Below are 18,235 nucleotides of genomic sequence, written 5' to 3' on the forward strand. Positions count from 1 at the left end.
GAAGCGTATCTTTACCGGACGGGGACGGGTGCGGCGGAAATGAAGCGTTAAGCTATTTTCACGAATGTTTTCTGGAGTGTCGGTAAGTCTGATAAAACGCTGGAACGACATGCCCGGAGTCGTCTTAAAGGGTCAGCCTTCGGGATGACCGATGACGACATCGGGCAAGGCAAGGAAACGGTGGAGGGTGCATGATGCACAGGTCGACCGACACCATCGAGTTCGGCATGTCGAAAGATCCGTTGAGACAGCCGAAGGTTGTTCTCCGCGATCTATACCGACGGCATGCCGAAAGCGCGCACAAGCAGTCGACCCGTCGGGGCCTCTGGGCCGCCGTCTTCGTCTATCTCGTCTTTTCCATCAGCGACATTCTGCTGATTGGCGACGTTGCGTTCTATTCGGTCACCGCCCGCTTCACGATCTCGTTCATCATGCTGTGTGCGCTGGAATTCCAGGTGCGCAGGCCATCCTCGGCGGATGCGATCGACAGCACGGCGGCCATCGCCCTGATCTTCGCCTATGTCGGTTGGCTCGTCCCGAGCATGATGAGCGAGCATTCGGTCGTCATGTCCTATTACATGGTTTTCGGCGCCATCTTCATGATGAGCGTGAACCTGTTCTTCAACTTCCCGTTCCGCATCTCCGTGGTCGCTTCGGGGATCATCGTGATGATCTTCCTGTCCGGTCTCGTCTGGTTCCCGCATGTCGGCTACAGCTACAAGTTCACCTTCGGCCTGTTCTGCATCTCCTGTTTCATCTTCACGTCGTATGTGAACTGGAAGCTGAACCAGGAGCGCTACAACGTTTTTCTGAACGCGCTGGAAGCCAAGGCGCAACATCGTCAGGCCGCCGAGCGCGGGGAAGCGCTGCTTCGGCTGTCGCACACCGACCCGCTGACCGGACTGGCCAACCGCCGTGCGATCGACAATCGGTTACGGGACATCTGGCGCGAATGGCAGCACGTCGGCCGGACCTTTGCCATCATCCTGGTCGATGTCGATTTCTTTAAGCGATACAACGACTATTACGGTCATCTCGAGGGCGACAAATGTCTCGTGATGGTGGCGGAGGCGCTACGCGGACTGGCCGAGCAACATAAGGCGTCGGTCGGCCGGTTCGGGGGCGAAGAGTTCATTCTGCTTGCACATGTCGCGTCCGAGCAGGAGACGGCCGACCTCTGCGAAGCCCTGCGCCGCGCGGTAGAGGACCTCGGGCTCCTGCACGAGCAGCGACGTGACGGGACGTCGAAGGTGACCGTCAGTGTCGGCGCCGCGTTCACTGCGGATCGGACATTGTCGAAAGTCGAAAAGGTCATCCACCAGGCAGACCGCGCGCTCTACAGCGCCAAGGCGTCCGGGCGCAATTGCGTCAAGCTTTTCCACATCAACGATCCGAACAACCGGGACGATGGCGAAAACATTGCCGCCTTGCTGAAGATCGCCGCACCGCAGGGCCTGGTCTCGATGGTCTACCAGCCGTTGCAGGACGTGACGACGGGCAAGACCTGCGGCTATGAAGCCCTGATGCGTCTGAAAATGTCAGACGGAGCCTTCATCTCGCCCTCCCTGTTCATCCCCGCAGCGGAGCGTTCGGGTGCAATCGTCGGCCTGGGCCAGTGGGCCCTGCGGCGCGTGTGCGAGGAATTGCTCGTAACCAATCTTGCGCCTGTCGCGAGCGTCAACGTGTCACCGCTCCAGTTGAAGACACCTGGATTCGTCGCCTTCGTGGCGAAGACGCTGGACGAGTTCGGGATCACCGGGGATCGCCTGGCATTCGAGATCACCGAAGGGCAGGATATGGAGATCCATTCCAGCCTCCTGCGCTGCATCAGCGACCTGCGCGCCCTCGGCATCAAGATCTGGCTCGACGATTTCGGCACCGGGTTTGCCGGTCTGTCCTGGCTGCGTCTGATCGACTTCGACTGCATCAAGATCGACAAGTCTTTCCTGCACGATTGCGATACCCGGCGTGGCTGCGCCATGCTCGATGACATCCTGCGGCTTGCGCGCAATCGCGGGGCAACGATCCTTGTCGAGGGGGTCGAGACCGAAGAGCACTTTGATCTTATGCACCGGCTGAAGATCGACCTCATGCAGGGCTATTATGTCGGCCGCCCGGCACCGGCCACGAGCCTGCGTCCGATCAGGCCGGCGCGCAAGCTGGCCGTCGTTTCGGGCTAGGTCGCGCGGTCCGGCGCGACCGGTGGTTCTGTTTCCATGTCCGTCGCCAAAATGGGGTGCACAACATCTCAGAGCGCGTTCGACAGCGCTCCAACGCGCTCCCAAGGCCGGGACATGCCGCCTCTCCGCACAAGTCATCCGCCGGCCATTTCCCATCGGAACCAACCACCCTCCGGCTGATTGTTCTGTCTGAGAAATGTGCTTTCCGCGGATCGGAACACATCGTGTTGAGGCCCGGTCGCGGGCCAAGGAGTAGGTGTTGCGCGTCACGGATTACACAGAAACCGCCATTCCCGTTTCACCCGATATCTCGCGCCTCTTGCCAAAGCCCCCGGCATCCCTGATCGCGGTCAAGCTGATGGAGCAGATTGAGGCCCTGCAGGGGCCGCTTGCTTATATCGCCCGAAGCGAAACGGCGGCTTCCAGTATCGTCGAGGCCGTCCGGAGCCTTGATCCGGATTTCGATGTTGTCTTCCTGCCGCCATGGGACTGCCTTCCCTACGATCGCATCTCCCCATCGCGCCAGTGCATGGGGAGGCGGATGGACGCGATGCGGGTCTGGTGCCAGTTCTCCCGGCCCGCACTTTTCGTCACGTCTCTTGATGCCGCGCTCCAGAAGATCCCGCCGCTGAGCGTCGTGAAATCCAGCTTCTTCGAACTGACGACCGTGGCGCGGTTCCCGCTGGACGCTTTCCGCAATTTTGTCGAGACGACCGGCTATGTCGAGGACAGCCTCGTCGATGAGCCCGGCGAAGTGGCCTTTCGGGCCGACGTCATTGACATCTTTCCAGCCGGGCAGTCGCTCCCGATGCGGATCCACCTTGATGGCGAGGACGGCATTGCCGAGCTGCGAACCTACGATCCGCTGACCCAGCGCACCGTCGTGACGCGGGAAAGCATGGTCTTCGGCCCGGCGAGCGAGGCGATCCCGTCCGGCAAGACGACGGGGATCGAGGGCACCTCGTCCTTTTCCGTGACGGAGCGCGGGCTGTTCCAGCTCTATGGCGAGCTGCAGACTGTGTTTGATCTGCTGGACGGCGTGCCGGTGATCCTTGCACCCGATCTCGATGCCCGCCTTGAAACCTATCTCGAGATCATCCGCGATGCACGGCAGGCAGAGGAGGATCTGCGCGGCCAGCGGCGCGCGTCCGAGGCTTCCCTCTATCTGGACGCGGTGGAATGGGTCGACCTTCTCCGGGCGCAGCCGTCAAGCGATCTGCCCTTTGCGGCCGACGACGTCCTGCCCGCCTTTCTGTCTGAGCCCAATCCGCGGCGGTCCGTTCTCACCTTTCTCACCGACATGCGCTCTTCCCACACGATCGTCCTCGCGGGCACGGGAAAACGCTTCGACGGATTTTGTCGGCGCGTCGAGCGTGCGCTCGGTTCGGATCTCGGCGGGATCGCGTCTTGGCGCGACGTTGTCGCGACCAAGCCGGGTGCTGTCTTGAAGCTGGAAACCGCGCTCGACCAGGGGTTTCTCGACGCGGCGGCGAAACGTATCGTCATCGCCGCCGCTGACATCCTCGGTCAAACCGCAGACTCCATGACGACGCGCGGGCTGGAAGAGCCGGACCTCACGCTCGGCGATGTCGTCGTGCATGAAGATCACGGCATCGGCATCCTCGAAAGCCTGGAAACGGTGGAGATCGACGGCGAGCAGCGCGATGCGGCACGGCTCGCCTATCACAACGGCGCTTCGCTTCTCGTCCCGATGGAAGAGTTCGGAAAGCTCTGGCGCTACGGTTCGACGCCGGAAGTGGTCAAGCTCGACCGGCTGCACACGGACGCCTGGGCCAGGAAGCGGGCCGCGATCGCAAGGGATGTGCGCACGGCCGCGAAACAGTTGAAGACCCTTGCGCGCGATCATCGGGCAAAGGTCGGGGCCATACTCGTGCCCCCGCCCGGAGCCTATGGAAAGCTGTGCGCCGCCTTCCCGTATTCGCTCACCGGTGACCAGGCGGCCGCGGTCGATGCCGTTCTGGCCGATTTGGCGTCGGGATCGGTAATGAACCGGCTGATCTGCGGCGATGTCGGCTTTGGCAAGACTGAAATTGCCCTTCGTGCCGCCGCCGCAGCGGCTCTTTCGGGCCATCAGGTGGTCCTGGTTGCACCGACCACGGTGCTCGCCCGTCAGCACTTCGGTGCATTCCAGCGGCGTTTCGCCGGATCGGGCCTGAAGGTTGCCATGCTCTCGCGCGTTGTCGACGCCAAGGAGGCAAAGGCGGCGAAGGCCGGGCTGGCGGCTGGGGAAATCGACATCGTCGTTGCGACCCATGCGGTGCTGGCCAGCGACGTCGCCTTCGCGCGCCTCGGTCTGCTGATCGTCGACGAGGAGCATCGCTTCGGAACGCGCGACAAGCAGGCGCTGAAGACGCTCGCGCCGCAGCTCCATACACTGACGATGTCGGCAACGCCGATCCCCCGAACCCTGCAGGCAGCGCTGGTCGGCCTTCAGGAGGTGAGCCTGCTGACGACACCGCCCATGCGGCGGCGTCCGGTAAGAACCGTTCTTGCGCCCGCCGATCGCGCGACGATGCGCGTCGCCCTGATGCGTGAGCACCGACGTGGCGGACAGAGCTTCGTCGTGGCACCGCAGATCGAAGATCTCGAGGGTCTGCAGGAAATGCTGGCGGATATCGTGCCCGAGCTCAGCCTTCGCGTTGCCCATGGCAAACGTCCGGCGGCCGAGATGGACGAGATCATGGTGGCGTTCGCCGAAGGCGACGGGGACGTCCTGTTGTCCACAAACATCATCGAAAGCGGGCTGGACGTGCCCAATGCCAACACGATCTTCGTCTGGCGGGCAGACCGGTTCGGGCTCGCCCAGTTGCACCAGCTGCGCGGCCGGGTCGGGCGCGGCAAGATCCAGGGCGCCGCCTATCTCCTGACGGCCCCGGACCAAGAGGTGACCGAGGAAACCCGGCGACGTCTCGCCACCCTGGTTGAAAACGACCGGCTCGGCTCGGGTCTGGCGATCAGCTTCGGGGATCTCGATCAGCGCGGTGGCGGCGATATTGCCGGTGAGGACCAGGCGGGGCACATGCGCGCGATCGGTGTGAGCCTCTACCAGATGCTTCTGGCTTGGGCCGTCGGGGGCAGCAAGGCGAGGGGACATCGCGATCTCGCTCTCAACCTCGGACTATCCGGCTCGATCCCCGAGACCTCTGTTTCGGACGCGACTGTTCGTCTCAACCTGCACGCCAAACTCGCTCGTGCCGCGACGATCGCGGAAATCGACGATCTTGCGGACGAGTATGAGGATCGCTTTGGCGACGTGCCCGCAGAGGTCACGCTTCTCCTGCGGCTTGCTCGGCTGAAGCGCAGGGCGGGTCGTCTCGGCATCACCAGGATCGATGCCGGCCCCCGCGCCATTGCGCTTGCGTTTGGAAAGCCGCCGTCAAAGAAGCTCGTTGCCGCGTTGTCCAAGCGGCAGACGCCATCTTTGCGCGAGGACAGACTGATCTTCGAATGCCCGACGGAAACCGCTCTGGAGCGGCTGAAGATCTGCGAGACCCTCCTTGCCAAGGTCGTCGCCGTGCGATCCTCCAAGCGTGCCGGCAAGGCGAAGACGGCCTGACGCACCGTCCGACCGCCCGGTCCGTAACAGTCCGGGCGGCGGGTTCTACCGATAGGGTGTCGGTAGACATGGCAGCAGCCTCGCCAGTTGGTCGGGCCCAGCTCCAGATCATAGCTTCTATCACGCCAAACGCGTGCGACCGCCTCCCGGCAGGCGATCGCTGGATTGTCCGCAGTCTCTGGTCAGATCGGCCAGAACAGGAGAAGCATGGGCACGCTGACGAGGACGACGATGATCGACAGGGGAAGGCCAAGCCGGGCATAGTCGCCGAACCGATATCCACCCGGGCCCATCACCAGCGTGTTGCACTGATGGCCGATCGGGGTGAGAAAATCGCAGCCCGCACCGATCGCCACGGCCATCAGGAAGGCGTCCGGCTGGAAGCCGAGCTTACTGGCGAAGGTCGCCGCGATGGGTGCCATCACGAGAACGGTCGCTGCATTGTTCAGAAACGGCGTGACGGCCATGGCTGCGACAAGGATCAGCGCGAGTGCGCCGTAAGGCGGTAGCAGTTCGGCGGTCCGGGACAGGACGTCCGCGATCACATCCGTTGTCCCCGTGGTCTTCAACGCGTCGCTGATCGGAATGAGCGCGGCGAGCATGATCAGGATCGGCGCATCCAGATGCGTATAAACATCGCGCAGAGGCAGGGACCGTGTCGCCACCATGAGGAAGGCCGCAGCGAAGAAGGCCGTGGCCACAGGAACACCGCCGAACGCCGTCGCCGCCATCGTCGCTGCCAGAATGAGAACGGGGATCAGGCCGTTGCGCACGCTGCCGAGGCGCATGTTGCGCTGCACGAGCGGCAGGCAGCCCCATTCCCGGAGAAGGTCCGGCAGTTTCTGCAGGTCGCCCTGGAGAACGATGACATCGCCGTTGCGGATCTTGATCTCACCGAGGCGTTCCGTGATCCTCTTGTCCCGGCGGCTGACGGCAAGCAGGTTCAGCCCCGTACTCTCGAACAGGGACAGATCCTTTGCGCTCAGGCCGATCAGCCGCGAGTGCTCACCGACGATGGCCTCGACGGCGCTGACCTCGGTCTGCGTGTCTTCGACGGTCTTGCGATCGGAGAGTTGCAGCTTCGCCTCGCTGACGATGCGATCGAGCGCGCTCTGCTCTCCCTCGATGATCAGGAGGTCGCCCTCGCGCACGACCGAGTCTGGCAGGGGGGTTCTCTTTTGCCCGGCGGTGTTGATGATTGCGGTGATCATCGCATCGCCGCCGGCGGGTTTCTGAAGCCGGCTGACCGACATGCCGATCGCGGAGGAGGGGGAAACGGCCCTGGCTTCCGTCGTGTAATTGCTGATCTTCAGCGCCTCGTCCATCGTGGCTTCCTCGCGGCGACGCTCCGGAAGCAGCTTGTAGGACACGGCCAGGAACACGGTTCCGGCGACCGCCAAGGACAAGCCGACGGGGGTGTAGTCGAACATCGTGAAAGGCTGCCCGGTAATCTCCTCGCGCACGCGGGACACGATGATGTTCGGCGACGTGCCGATCTGCGTCATCAACCCGCCGAGCAGCGAGGCGAAGGACATCGGCATGAGGAACATGGAGGGCGAAACGCTGGAGGCGCGCGCCATCTGAACGGCCACCGGTATCATGATGGCGAGGGCGCCGATGTTCTTGATGAAGGCCGAGAGAACCGCGACGATAACGACGAGCATGATGAGCTGCGCCCGTGGGCCGCGCCGTTCGGGGGAGAACCGGCGCAATGCCATGTCCATGACCCCGGACCGGGAAATGGCGGCGCTGACGATGAGCGCGCTGGCAACGATGATGACGATATCGTCGGCAAATCCCGTGAAGGCGGATTTCGGCGGAACGATGCCGACGACGATCGCGACCAGCAGGGCACCGACGGCGACCAGATCGTAGCGGTAACGACCCCATAGAAACGCGCCCATCATCAGGATGATGACGAGAAGAGAAAGCCATTGATTTGTCTGCATGTTGGCACCCCGGTGATGTCAGCTAACGTTCTGCGGGGCGATATGATGCATGCGGCCAAAGTTTATTCCAAAAGCGCCGGGGAGGACGTGAACCGGCAGGCTGGCTGACCGGCGAGCGCGCGCCCGCCGGTCGTTTTTAAGGGTCGATCATGGACGCCGAAGTTACTGCGATGCCATCACGCCGGCGACGTGGTCGCGGATCATCGGCAGGGCTGCGTCGGCCGTCAGCTTGCCGCGCTGCAATTGGTCGAGGATGGGCGCGACCCCCTTCCAGACGCCATCGGCCGTGTTGTTGGGATAGGCAAACCAGGGTCGTGCGGCAGGCGTCGAGGCGAACACCGTTTGGAAGTTCGGATGGTCTGCGTAGAAGCCCTGCAGCGCACTGGCGCTCTGCACGTTGACCGGCATGTAGCCGCTCGCTTTGGAAACGTCGGCCTGCACCGCGACGCTGGTCATGTATTTGATGAATTCCCAAGCCGCAGCGCGCTTGGCAGGATCGTTCGCCAGCACCATCAACGCGTTGCCGCCGGCCGGCAGCCCGCCTTTCTCAGCGTCGATCAGCGGGAAGCGGACGGTGCGCATGGTGAAGCGGTCGCCGATCGCCGTCTCGTAGGCGACCAGATCCGAAGGGGATTCCACCACGATGCCGATCTTTCCGGCGAAGAACTGCTGCTGGGCAGGCTTCGGATCGGCATAGACCGACATGCCGGTCTTGACCGCGATGTCCTGCGTGACGCGGAGCGCTTCCAGTCCGGCCTTGTTGTCATAGCCGATACCGGTGCTCTCGTCGTTGAGCATCCTGTCGCCGGCGCTCATCACCATCATCTGCCAGTACCAGTCATCGCTCAGTCCGCCGACCGAAAAGCCGATGCCCTGGACGCCATCGCCAAACTTGCTGATCTTCGCCGCAAGATCGATGACGCCGTCCCAGGTGCTCGGGAAATGGTCGATCGTGCCGCCAGCCTTTTCCACCAGTTCCTTGTTGACGTAGAGCAGTGGCAGCGACGCCGTAAACGGCATGGCATATTGCTCGCCGCCGACCTTTGCGAGATCAAGAATGGCCGGAGGATAGTTGGCGGCGGTCCAGGCCTTGCCCTCTTTCGCAAACAGCGGATCGAGCGATTGCGCATTGCCGCGATCCTTCATCACGTCGGCGATCGACGCGAGCGACGCGTAGGACGCTAGATAGACGTCGGGCGCCGTGCCGGTCATCATGCCGCGGATGACGGTCTGGTCGCCTGCGCTGTAGCTGGCCACCGGCGCCAGATCATGGATGACGATGTCGGGATGCGCTTTCCTGAACCCCTCGATGAGGGACGGCAGGAAGGGCAACTGGCTGTGATAGAAGTCCAGCGTGACGGAGTCCGCGGCAAGGGCCGGCGCGGTAACGCCTAGAGCCAGGGCCGCGGCTGTGAGGATGGCTTTCACTGTCATCGGTGGTTCCTTTGGATGAGTAGGGGTTGACGGTCGTCCCTGTCTGGCGCCTGCCGGACAAAGCCGCATTACTTGACGCCGGTCATCGTTACGCCCTGTACGAACCGCCGCTGTGCGGCGAGAAAGATCAGGATCAGGGGAGCGGTGACCAGGGTTGCGCAGGCCATCAAGGGGCCGAAACTGTCACCTCCCTCCTGGCCGCGGAAAAACAGGAGGCCAAGGGTCGGCGGCGCCAGATCGACGGATCGGATCACGATCATCGGCCAATAGAGATCGTTCCAGTGGAAGGTGATCGAGAAGATCGCGAATGCGGCGAGGGCCGGCATCATGGCTGGGAGAAGGATACGGATGACGATTTCGACCTCGCTCATGCCATCGAGCCGCGCCGCCAGAATGATCTCGTCGGGAAAGGACCGGATGAACTGGTGAAACAGGAAAATGGCGAAGCCGGAGGTGAGGTAGGGCAGCATGACGCCCGCATAGGTGTCGAGCATGTCGAACCTGGCGAGCACGATGAAGATGGGCAATGCCGTTGCTTGCGCCGGCACGGACAGGCTGAGGAGGACGATGGCAAAGATCAGGCGCCGGCCGCGGAACTCGAATTTGGCAAGGGCGTAGGCGCAGGTCACCGTCGTCACGATCTGCACCAGCAGGATACCGCCGGTCATGATCGCGCCGTTCAGCATGAAGCGGGGAAGGGGGCTGTCCAAGAGCGCGCGGGCATAGTTGTCGGCAATCGAGGCGAGGAGCGGCGGCGTTTCGTTCAGTCTGCCGAAAATCTCGCCGGGCGCCTGGGTGGACGCCCGCCACATCCAGACGAAGGGATAGATCATCACGAAGGCGACGCTGGCCAGAACGGCATGCGCGAGGATCGGGCGAACGGAGAAACGCGCCATCAGAAATGCGCCTTTCGATTGCCGAGCCAAACCTGCAGCAGAGAGAAGGTGCCGATGAGCACCAGATAGACAACGGTGAGCGCACTGCCGTAGCCGGCCTTGAGCGCAGTAAAGGTGTCGGTGTTGATCTTGTGCAGAAGCATCTCTGTCGCGCCGTAGGGGCCGCCATTCGTGAGCACGGCAACGGTATCGAACACCTGGAACGCCTGGATGCAGCTCAGCACGAAGATCACGATCGTCGTCGGCGCCAGAAGAGGCCAGGTGAGATAGCGAAGCCGGTCCCAGAAACCGTCCATTCCGTCCAGGGCGGACGCCTCTTTCAACTCGCTGGATATGACGGTGAGGCCCGCGAGGAAGAGGATCAGGTTGAAGCCGATCAAATGCCAGACGCCGATGATCGAAAGCCCGATCAGCGCCAGCGTGCCGTCCGCGAAGAAATCGACCGGCGGCAGGCCAAGGCCCGCCAAGAGGTGGGCCAGGGGTCCGATATGACCATTGAGGAGATAGCTCCAGACGATCGACATGGCTGTCAACGTGGAGGTGACGGGCAGGAAGAAGACGATCTCGTAGAAACGCCGGGATTGCCGCCGGGCGTCGAGCAGCACGGCAAGGTAGAGGGCGCCGAAGACCGAGATGGGCACGACAATCGCGGTGTAGATGGCGCAGTTGCGAAGCGCGCCCCAGAAGAACGGATCGGAAAGTAGCCGGGTATAGTTCCCCAGACCGACGACGTTCAGGGTCAGGCGTCCGAGACGGTAATCCGTGAAGCTGATCAGCACGACGACGAAAACCGGCGCAACCACGGTGGCGACGAGAAGGAGGAACGCCGGTGCCGAAAACACCCGCGCAAGCGTCGCATAGCTCACGGCGGCGCTGCGCAGCGCATCGTTGCCAGCCCGTGTATCAGACCGCGTGTTCACGACGGACCTCCTGCACCCGCCGCGACGGGAGAGGCAGTGCGCTGACTCGCCGCCCGGAGGCATCGAAGAAAAGGGCCGCACCCTCGGCGATCCCGAGCGGGATCCTCTCGCCCGCCGCTCGTCCCTGCCGCAACCGCGCAAAATTCTCCGGCCGAAGCTGGACGCGGATGGTTCCGGCGCCGATCTGCGCACCGTTACACCGGATGCCGACTTCGTTTCCGGTGAATTCGATCTGGTCTACAGGCAGCGAAAAGTCATGCCTTCCGTCATCGACCACGTGCAGGCGCTCCGGCCGAACGGCAAGCCGGTATTCCCCGTCCGGAAGACCTGCCACGTTCAGCTGCAGCGGAACGCCATTGACCGACACGGCGCCCAGCCTGACCGTTGCCGGCATTTCATTGATCGCAGTCGCGCCGACAAAGCGGGCGACGGACAGATGATCCGGTCGGTCGTAGATCTCGTGCGGTGTCGCACACTGCCGGATTTCACCGTCCTCCATGACGGCAACCCGGTCCGACATTGCCAGCGCTTCGCTTTGGTCATGTGTGACGTAGACGAAGGTTATCCCGGTGCGGCGATGCAGGTCGATGATTTCGGCACGCAAGTCCTGACGCAATTTCGCATCGAGATTGGACAGGGGCTCGTCCATCAGAAAGACGGATGGATGACGGGCCATGGCCCGGCCAACAGCGACACGCTGCCTTTGGCCGCCGGACAGTTGCGCCGGCTTTCGGTCGAGAAGCGCCGTCAGGCCGAGCGGTTCGGCCAGGTCGGCGACACGTCCGGCAATGCCCTTGCGGATGCAGCGCACCCTTGGCGATAACAGCGCCGCGCCCGGCAGTCGTTGCAGGAACGTGAGGCGCGACATCTCCAGCGGCACCGCCAGATTGCCGCGGACCGTCATGTGCGGATAGAGCGCGTAGGACTGAAAGACCATCGCAATGTCGCGGGCTTTCGGGGGCAGGGGCAGGATATCGCGACCGTCCATCAGGATGCGGCCAGCAGTGCAGGGTTCGAAACCGGCCAGGAGCCGCAACAGCGTCGACTTTCCGCACCCGGAAGGCCCTAGCAGCGTCAGAAACTCTCCTTCACGAATGTGAAGGTTGATGCGCTTGAGGACCTGGGTGCGGTCGAACCGCTTTTCGAGATCTCGGATGTCGATGGAATGACCTGCCATATGCATTTTGCTCTGTCTGGAAGCCTCCTTGCGGAGGACGTGGCCGTTCCGTCTGCATCGGGTGCCGCAGACACGTCCGGATCGGCCAAGCGCGACCGCACGGTGATCTGCAGGCATTGCCAGCATGGCATTCTCTAGGGCCGTTTGTTGACGCCCGGATGACAGCGGCGTTTTGGATAGGAAAAATTCGTAGTTCCTGCAGGGTGATAGCACCTGCAAATAACGAAGCGGTTACTTACCTTCTGCGGCAAGCCGTTGACTCGAGGGTGGAAAACCGCTCTATCTCACCCATGCGACGGGCTCGACACGGGTGACGTCCTCATGTCCTGTGCGGGATCTCGGGGACGCACAATCATCGACGAGAGAACGCCTTGACGGAAGAAAAGCCTGAGGAAGCGGCTGAGCAGCCTCGACGACGACACCCGCGAAGGCCCGATCTTTCCCAGACGCGCATCCTCGAGGCCGCCACGGCGGAATTTGCCGCGAACGGGTTGGCGGGCGCACGCATCGACGCCATCGCCGACCGGGCCGAGATCAACAAGCGGATGATCTATCAGTATTTCGGCAGCAAGGAGATGCTCTATCAGGCCGTTCTGGAGAAGGTCTACCGGGACGTCTGGGATGCCGAAGCCGCCCTGCACCTCGATGCGCTTCCTCCACGAGAGGCGTTGATCGCGCTGATCACCTTCGTGTGGACCTATTATCTGGAGCATCCGGAATTCATCACGATCCTCAACTCCGAAAATCAGCTGAAAGCAGCCTATTTCCGAAAGTCCCGGATCCTGCGGGACGGGGCTGCGACGTCCCAGCCGCTTGTCGATGATATTCTGCGTCGCGGTGAGCTCGAGGGCATCTTCCGGGCGGGTATCGATCCGGTGCAGTTGAGCCTGACCATCACCTCGATCTGCTACTATTACTTCACGAACCAGGCGACGAGTTCGCTGGTCTACGGCCAACGCATGATGACACGCGCGGCGCTGGAAAAGCGCCTGTCGTTCAATGTCGAAACGATCCTGGCCCTCGTCGCGCCCCCTGCGCCGTCTGCGGCCTGACAAGGCGCGAATGCACGCATAACGGCTGCGTGCGATCGTCTCTTGGCGGTTTCGGAGCCACGCAATCCCGATGGCGACCAAAAGCTTAACCTGTCGACGCTACAACCTCCGGTCAATGAACCAAAGTCAGAAGGGGCGTGGGGACACGATGGGGGCAAGCAATCTCGTGGTCTACGTGCCGCCGCTGTTGTTCAACATCGTTGCCGTGACATTCTTCTGTCTGTGGCGCGCCGGGTTGACGCCATCCTGGCACTGGGCAGCGGGATTTGCCCAGACCGCGCTTGGCTTCGTGCTGTCGACGTTCTCCCTGCACGCCCTGTTCGACGCGTTCAGTTCGGGCATGGTTTTCATCGGTGCTGCCTATTGCTACGGCAGCGGGCTGATGATCCATTTCGGCGCACGGCGGCACCGTGTTGCACGGCGGGGCCTCGTCGTCGTCTACACACCGATCCTGGCCTATCTCGTCTTCATCGAGCAAAGCCTTGTCTGGCAGCTGTTCCTGACAGACGCAGCTTTCGCCGTCCTCCTCGGGATCGCCGTCGTGACTGTCGTACCACGTGCGTCCCGCCGCATCGACATCGGGCTTGTGGCGGCGAGCACGGTCGTCGTGTTCGACTCGGTGCTTCGGACCACCTTCTTTACGTTCTTCACCGAGTCGAGCGACCAACTCGGCGATTTTGCCAATTCTGGCTACAATCTGGCGGTTCATATCTCCACCATCACCGTTTGCATGATCTTTCCGTTCACGGCCCTCGGCGCGATCGTCTCGAAGGCCATCGAACGACATCGCAACGACGCGGAGAAGGACCATCTGACCGGTCTTGCCAACCGTCGCGGCTTCGAGAAGGCGATCGAGCGAACCTTTGGAAGCGGCACGCCAAGCGGAACGGCTCTGGTCTTCGACATCGATCATTTCAAGCAGGTCAACGACACGTTCGGACACGCCACCGGCGACCGCACCATCGTCCTGCTGGCCGAAGTCCTGCGCCAGACGGTCGGAGCGTCGGGGCATATCGCAAGGACAGGAGGAGAGGAGTTCGTCGCTTATCTGCCGAGCGCCTCGCCGAGCGATGGCCTGGCGGTCGGCAATCTCGTCCGGGTGTCGTTCGAGCATGCGGACTGGGCGCGTCTCGGCATGGATCGCGCCGTCACCGTCAGCGCCGGAGCCGCACCGGTGACCGAGGGACCGCAGGCCCTCGACACCGCCTTCGACCTTGCGGATCGAGCCCTCTATGCAGCAAAATCAACCGGACGCAACAAGGTTGTCTCCAGCGAGCACAGCGCCCTTGCAGACGCGGCCACACAGAACATCATCAGCGCCATCCCGGCGCCCCGTCTGGCGGCGTCGTCCTAGTCATATCCCAGCGACGGGCCCTCGGGTCTGACTCATCAAGCGGATGGTTTGCTTCCTCGATCGGCATCGGCCGCCAGGGCGTCCTGCAGGGCCTGGACGAATACCCGCACCTTGGGCAAAACCAGCCGCGTGGTCGGGTAGACGGCCCAGATCGGCATGTTCTCGGGCGCGCCGTCGGCGAGCGTGACAGCGACAAGCCGGCCCGCCTGCAGGTCATCGCGGACGGCCCAGTGCGACAACAGCGCGATGCCTGCGCCCGCCAGGCAGGCGGCATGGCAGATGGCGATACTGCTCGACGAAAACCGCGCGTGAACGCGGAGATGTTTTTCCCGCGCACCGTCCGGCGCCGTCTCGTCACGCATCGTCCAATGACTGGTGCCGTTGAGCGGAAGGCAATCGTGCAGGGCCAGATCGCCCACAAAGGCCGGCTGGCCACGCCGTTGAAGATAATCGGGTGCCGCGACCAGAAGCCGCGGATTGTCCGCCAGCTTTTGCGCGATCAAGCTGTTGTCGCGCAGATGGGCAATGCGGATGGCGAGATCGATACCCGTCGCGACGAGATCGGGAAGCGTGTCGGTCACGTCGAGCGAGATGCGCAGCTCGGGATGATCATCCAGCAGACGGGGTACAAGCGGCGCCACGAATGCAAGGCCGAAGGCAGCGGATACCGAAACGCGCAGCAATCCGGCCGCGCCCCGGCCATCGGAGCGCAACCGCGATGTGGCTTCCTGCTCATTGTCGATGATCGACCGGGCATAGGGCAGAAACGTTTCGCCTTCCGGTGTCAGCGACAACGCGCGGGTGGTGCGGTGCATCAGCCGTATACCGAGCGACGTTTCGAGCGCAGCCAGCCGACGGCTTGCAGCCATGGCCGGGATGCCCAGCCGGCGGGCTGCTTCGGCAAGGCTTCCAGCGTCGACGGCAATGGTGAAAACGCGCACGTCATCCGTGTTCATTATATCGATTCTCGATATTCAGGCCGATCATTTAGGCAGACTAAAACGGAATGAGATTAAATTGTAGAAGGGGGTCAACGAAAATATACGGAGAGACTTCGAGATGGAAACTTTGCAACATGCGAAGGCATCACCCTTACCCGGTGACGGAACCGCCAAGGGAACCGATAGGCTCGGCCTGCTGGCCATGGCGGCCGCCAGCGGCATCGCCGTCGCCAATATCTATTACAACCAGCCGATGCTGGGTATCATCGAGGCGGAGTTTCCCGGACAGTCCGCTGCGACGTTGATCCCGACCGCGACCCAACTCGGGTATGCGCTTGGCCTGTTTCTGCTGCTGCCGCTTGGCGATATCCTTCATCGCAAGCCGCTGATTGTCGGTCAGTTTGTCGTGCTGGCCGTCGCCTTGGCCCTGGCGGCTATGGCGCCGACGGCCTGGACGCTGGTCATGGCGTCGCTTGTGGTTGGCGCCAGCGCGACGGTGGCGCAGCAGATCGTTCCATTTGCGGCGTCACTGGCAACCCCCGAAAAGCGCGGTGCGACGATCGGCACGGTCATGGCGGGCGTGCTGTCAGGGGTCCTTTTCAGCCGCACCTTGTCCGGCTTTGTCGGAGAGCATGGCGGCTGGCGTGAAATGTTCTGGATTGGCGTACAGCTGGCTCTGGTCGCCGCAATCTTGATGTTCGTGACATTGCCCCATCACCGGGCAACCTCCAGCATGGCCTATGGCAAGGCGCTCCGCTCGCTGGCGCATCTCTGGGCACGCTTGCCGACGCTGCGCACGGCGACATTCGTTCAGGCTGCTCTATTTGCCTCGTTCACGGCGTTCTGGACGATCCTCGCCCTCTACCTGCAGGGACCGCGTTTCAACCTTGGCGCCGATGTGGCAGGTCTGTTCGGCGTGGTTGGCGCGGTGGGCATCTTTGCTGCGCCGCTCGCGGGTCGCGTCGCCGACAAGCATGGCCCGTCCTTCGTGGTATGGGGTGGTGCTATCCTGACGCTGGTCGCATGGGTTGTGTTTGGTCTTTGGGGCGCGATTGCCGGTCTCATCGTCGGCGTCATCGTGCTGGATTTCGGTATCCAAAGCGCGCTCGTATCGAACCAGCACCTCATCTATGCGCTCGACCAGCAAGCCCGTAGCCGTCTGAACACCATCTTCATGACCGGCATGTTCCTCGGCGGCGCATTGGGTTCGGCAGTCGCGACCCTCGCATGGAGCGAGGGAGAATGGACCGGCGTCAGCATCCTGGGTGGCACGCTCGCCATCATTGCGCTTGTGGTTCTGGTCCTCGGCCGCAATCGCTCGATCGCTTCCTCCGGCAAATAAGAAAGGCGCCCATCATGAAAGCATTGCGTATTCGCGTGGTCGGCGGCTCGCTCGCGGGCCTGTTCACCGCAATCTTGTTGCAGAATGACGGCCATGACGTGGTTGTTTACGAGCGCTCCCACGCCGGCCTTGCCAGGCGCGGCGCGGGACTGGTGCCCCAGGAAGACGTCTTTCACATGCTGCGCAGGATCGGCGCCGATCATGCAGCCAATGTCGGCGTGATGGCCCGCGAACGGATCTACTTCAATGCTGACGGCTCGGTCGCCCAGGCGCTGTCGATGCCCCAGATGCAGATTTCGTGGAATTTTCTTTACGCGGAGGTTTTGGCGCGCCTGGAACAAGGGCGGTACCAGACAGGACGGGCCGTTCAAGCCGTGATCGATGCCGACGATGGTGCTACCATCGTGTTTGCCGACGGCTCATCCGAAAAGGCCGATCTGGTCATCGGTGCGGACGGGCTTGGCTCGGTCGTGCGGGCGAACCTCAACAACGACCGGTATAACCGGTATGCGGGTTACGTTGCATGGCGCGGATTGCTGCCTGAAACGAACCTTCCTTCGGGTTCATCCATCCTGATCGATCGTTTCGCCTTTTATATCCAGTCCGGCGTGCATATCCTCGGCTATCTGGTGCCTGGCCCGGACGGCGAAACAACGCCGGGACAACGGCGCTACAACTGGGTCTGGTATCGCCCCGTCAGTGAAGGCGGGCTCGCAAGCACCCTGACCGATCGTGATGAAACAGCCTACCCTTACTCGCTCCCGCGCGGCACTGTGGCCACAAGCCGGGTGGGAGCCTTGCATGCTGATGCGGTGGCGATGCTGCCGACCCCGTTCGCCCTCGCCGTCCAGGCAGAGGACACGCCGTCGATCCAGGCGATTTTTGACTACGCAGCTGAGCGCATGGTTGGACAATCCGTGGCGCTGGTCGGAGACGCAGCGTTCGTTGCCCGTCCCCATACGGCAATGGGTGTTTCCAAGGCTGCCGGCGATGCGATGTCCCTGCAACGACACCTGGCGCGCTCAAGCTCACTTCGAGACGGCTTGAAACGTTATCAGACTGAGCGGAAGCCCATAGGAGAGCAAAGCGTTGCTTATGGGCGACGGTTGGGCGACTCGGCACTCTAGTTGTCGGAGCATGCTGCCTCGGAAGGATACCTCCGGCCTTTCGGCCTTCCCCAGCAAAGCGACTATTTCATTACCGGCAATAAACTCGAAATTATTCCTGCAATTGTGATGGGGCACATCTGGCGGCAATATCAGGCTGTCAGACAAACACAGCATCGGCTGATGTTTCCAACACGAAATCGCAGGACGCGAGATGATCCAGCATATTTCTTCCATCACACGCAGAGGCGCGCTGGTTTCCGCCGGTGCTGCCGCAGCGGCTGCCGCACTTTTTCCTGCTTCCAGC

The 18,235-nt window shown here is 62.5% G+C and carries 12 protein-coding genes; 6 read left to right on the forward strand and 6 right to left on the reverse strand.

Going from position 1 to position 18,235, the window contains the following annotated elements:
* The first annotated feature begins 227 nt into the window (after positions 1-227).
* Positions 228-2,180 (forward strand): GGDEF and EAL domain-containing protein, encoded by a 1,953-nt coding sequence (locus ASG25_RS20160; RefSeq protein WP_162242211.1) that lies wholly within the window; start codon positions 228-230, stop codon positions 2,178-2,180.
* Positions 2,181-2,439: 259 nt separating this feature from the next.
* Positions 2,440-5,757, forward strand: a complete 3,318-nt coding sequence (locus tag ASG25_RS20165; protein ID WP_156379881.1) for a DEAD/DEAH box helicase — start codon at positions 2,440-2,442, stop codon at positions 5,755-5,757.
* Between the two features lie 182 nt (positions 5,758-5,939).
* Here the strand turns inward: ASG25_RS20165 and ASG25_RS20170 are convergent, their stop codons facing one another.
* From ASG25_RS20170 to ASG25_RS20190, 5 genes are all read right to left on the reverse strand, one after another.
* Entirely contained in the window at positions 5,940-7,706 is a 1,767-nt protein-coding gene (locus ASG25_RS20170; protein ID WP_062478533.1) for an SLC13 family permease, read from the reverse strand.
* Between the two features lie 162 nt (positions 7,707-7,868).
* Positions 7,869-9,140 (reverse strand): ABC transporter substrate-binding protein, encoded by a 1,272-nt coding sequence (locus tag ASG25_RS20175; RefSeq protein WP_244479457.1) that lies wholly within the window; start codon positions 9,138-9,140, stop codon positions 7,869-7,871.
* 68 nt (positions 9,141-9,208) lie between these two features.
* The gene (locus ASG25_RS20180) at positions 9,209-10,036 is read right to left on the reverse strand and encodes a carbohydrate ABC transporter permease (protein WP_062478539.1); all 828 of its coding nucleotides are present in this window, start codon (positions 10,034-10,036) and stop codon (positions 9,209-9,211) included.
* Entirely contained in the window at positions 10,036-10,956 is a 921-nt protein-coding gene (locus ASG25_RS20185; protein WP_062478542.1) for a sugar ABC transporter permease, read from the reverse strand. Before ASG25_RS20185 ends, ASG25_RS20180 begins: the two co-directional genes overlap by 1 nt.
* Entirely contained in the window at positions 10,940-12,133 is a 1,194-nt protein-coding gene (locus ASG25_RS20190) for an ABC transporter ATP-binding protein (protein WP_062478544.1), read from the reverse strand. Before ASG25_RS20190 ends, ASG25_RS20185 begins: the two co-directional genes overlap by 17 nt.
* A gap of 371 nt (positions 12,134-12,504) precedes the next feature.
* Here ASG25_RS20190 and ASG25_RS20195 point away from each other — a divergent pair, with 371 nt between their 5' ends.
* Both ASG25_RS20195 and ASG25_RS20200 read left to right on the forward strand, forming a co-directional pair.
* Positions 12,505-13,185 (forward strand): TetR/AcrR family transcriptional regulator, encoded by a 681-nt coding sequence (locus ASG25_RS20195; RefSeq protein ID WP_062478547.1) that lies wholly within the window; start codon positions 12,505-12,507, stop codon positions 13,183-13,185.
* 148 nt (positions 13,186-13,333) lie between these two features.
* Complete coding sequence (locus tag ASG25_RS20200) at positions 13,334-14,539, forward strand: GGDEF domain-containing protein (RefSeq protein WP_062478550.1); 1,206 nt, start codon at positions 13,334-13,336, stop codon at positions 14,537-14,539.
* Positions 14,540-14,574: 35 nt separating this feature from the next.
* On the opposite strand, the gene ASG25_RS20205 is transcribed toward ASG25_RS20200, so the two are convergent.
* Positions 14,575-15,495: a LysR family transcriptional regulator gene (locus ASG25_RS20205; protein ID WP_062478552.1), complete on the reverse strand. Its 921-nt coding sequence runs from the start codon at positions 15,493-15,495 to the stop codon at positions 14,575-14,577.
* Between the two features lie 187 nt (positions 15,496-15,682).
* Here ASG25_RS20205 and ASG25_RS20210 point away from each other — a divergent pair, with 187 nt between their 5' ends.
* Both ASG25_RS20210 and ASG25_RS20215 read left to right on the forward strand, forming a co-directional pair.
* Positions 15,683-16,822, forward strand: a complete 1,140-nt coding sequence (locus ASG25_RS20210; RefSeq protein ID WP_244479463.1) for an MFS transporter — start codon at positions 15,683-15,685, stop codon at positions 16,820-16,822.
* A gap of 14 nt (positions 16,823-16,836) precedes the next feature.
* Positions 16,837-17,949, forward strand: a complete 1,113-nt coding sequence (locus ASG25_RS20215; protein WP_062478558.1) for an FAD-dependent monooxygenase — start codon at positions 16,837-16,839, stop codon at positions 17,947-17,949.
* Positions 17,950-18,235: the final 286 nt, after the last annotated feature.

The sequence above is a fragment of the Rhizobium sp. Leaf384 genome (assembly GCF_001424065.1).
Lineage (GTDB): Bacteria > Pseudomonadota > Alphaproteobacteria > Rhizobiales > Rhizobiaceae > Ferranicluibacter.

What these genes read in the sequence shown, in the direction of transcription:
- ASG25_RS20180 (WP_062478539.1), bottom strand. Translation starts at nt 10,036, where the DNA reads ATGGCGCGTTTCTCCGTTCGCCCGATCCTCGCGCATGCCGTTCTGGCC.
- ASG25_RS20175 (WP_244479457.1), bottom strand. Translation starts at nt 9,140, where the DNA reads ATGACAGTGAAAGCCATCCTCACAGCCGCGGCCCTGGCTCTAGGCGTT.
- ASG25_RS20205 (WP_062478552.1), bottom strand. Translation starts at nt 15,495, where the DNA reads ATGAACACGGATGACGTGCGCGTTTTCACCATTGCCGTCGACGCTGGA.
- ASG25_RS20210 (WP_244479463.1), top strand. Translation starts at nt 15,683, where the DNA reads ATGGCGGCCGCCAGCGGCATCGCCGTCGCCAATATCTATTACAACCAG.
- ASG25_RS20190 (WP_062478544.1), bottom strand. Translation starts at nt 12,133, where the DNA reads ATGGCAGGTCATTCCATCGACATCCGAGATCTCGAAAAGCGGTTCGAC.
- ASG25_RS20200 (WP_062478550.1), top strand. Translation starts at nt 13,334, where the DNA reads ATGGGGGCAAGCAATCTCGTGGTCTACGTGCCGCCGCTGTTGTTCAAC.
- ASG25_RS20215 (WP_062478558.1), top strand. Translation starts at nt 16,837, where the DNA reads ATGAAAGCATTGCGTATTCGCGTGGTCGGCGGCTCGCTCGCGGGCCTG.
- ASG25_RS20170 (WP_062478533.1), bottom strand. Translation starts at nt 7,706, where the DNA reads ATGCAGACAAATCAATGGCTTTCTCTTCTCGTCATCATCCTGATGATG.
- ASG25_RS20160 (WP_162242211.1), top strand. Translation starts at nt 228, where the DNA reads ATGTCGAAAGATCCGTTGAGACAGCCGAAGGTTGTTCTCCGCGATCTA.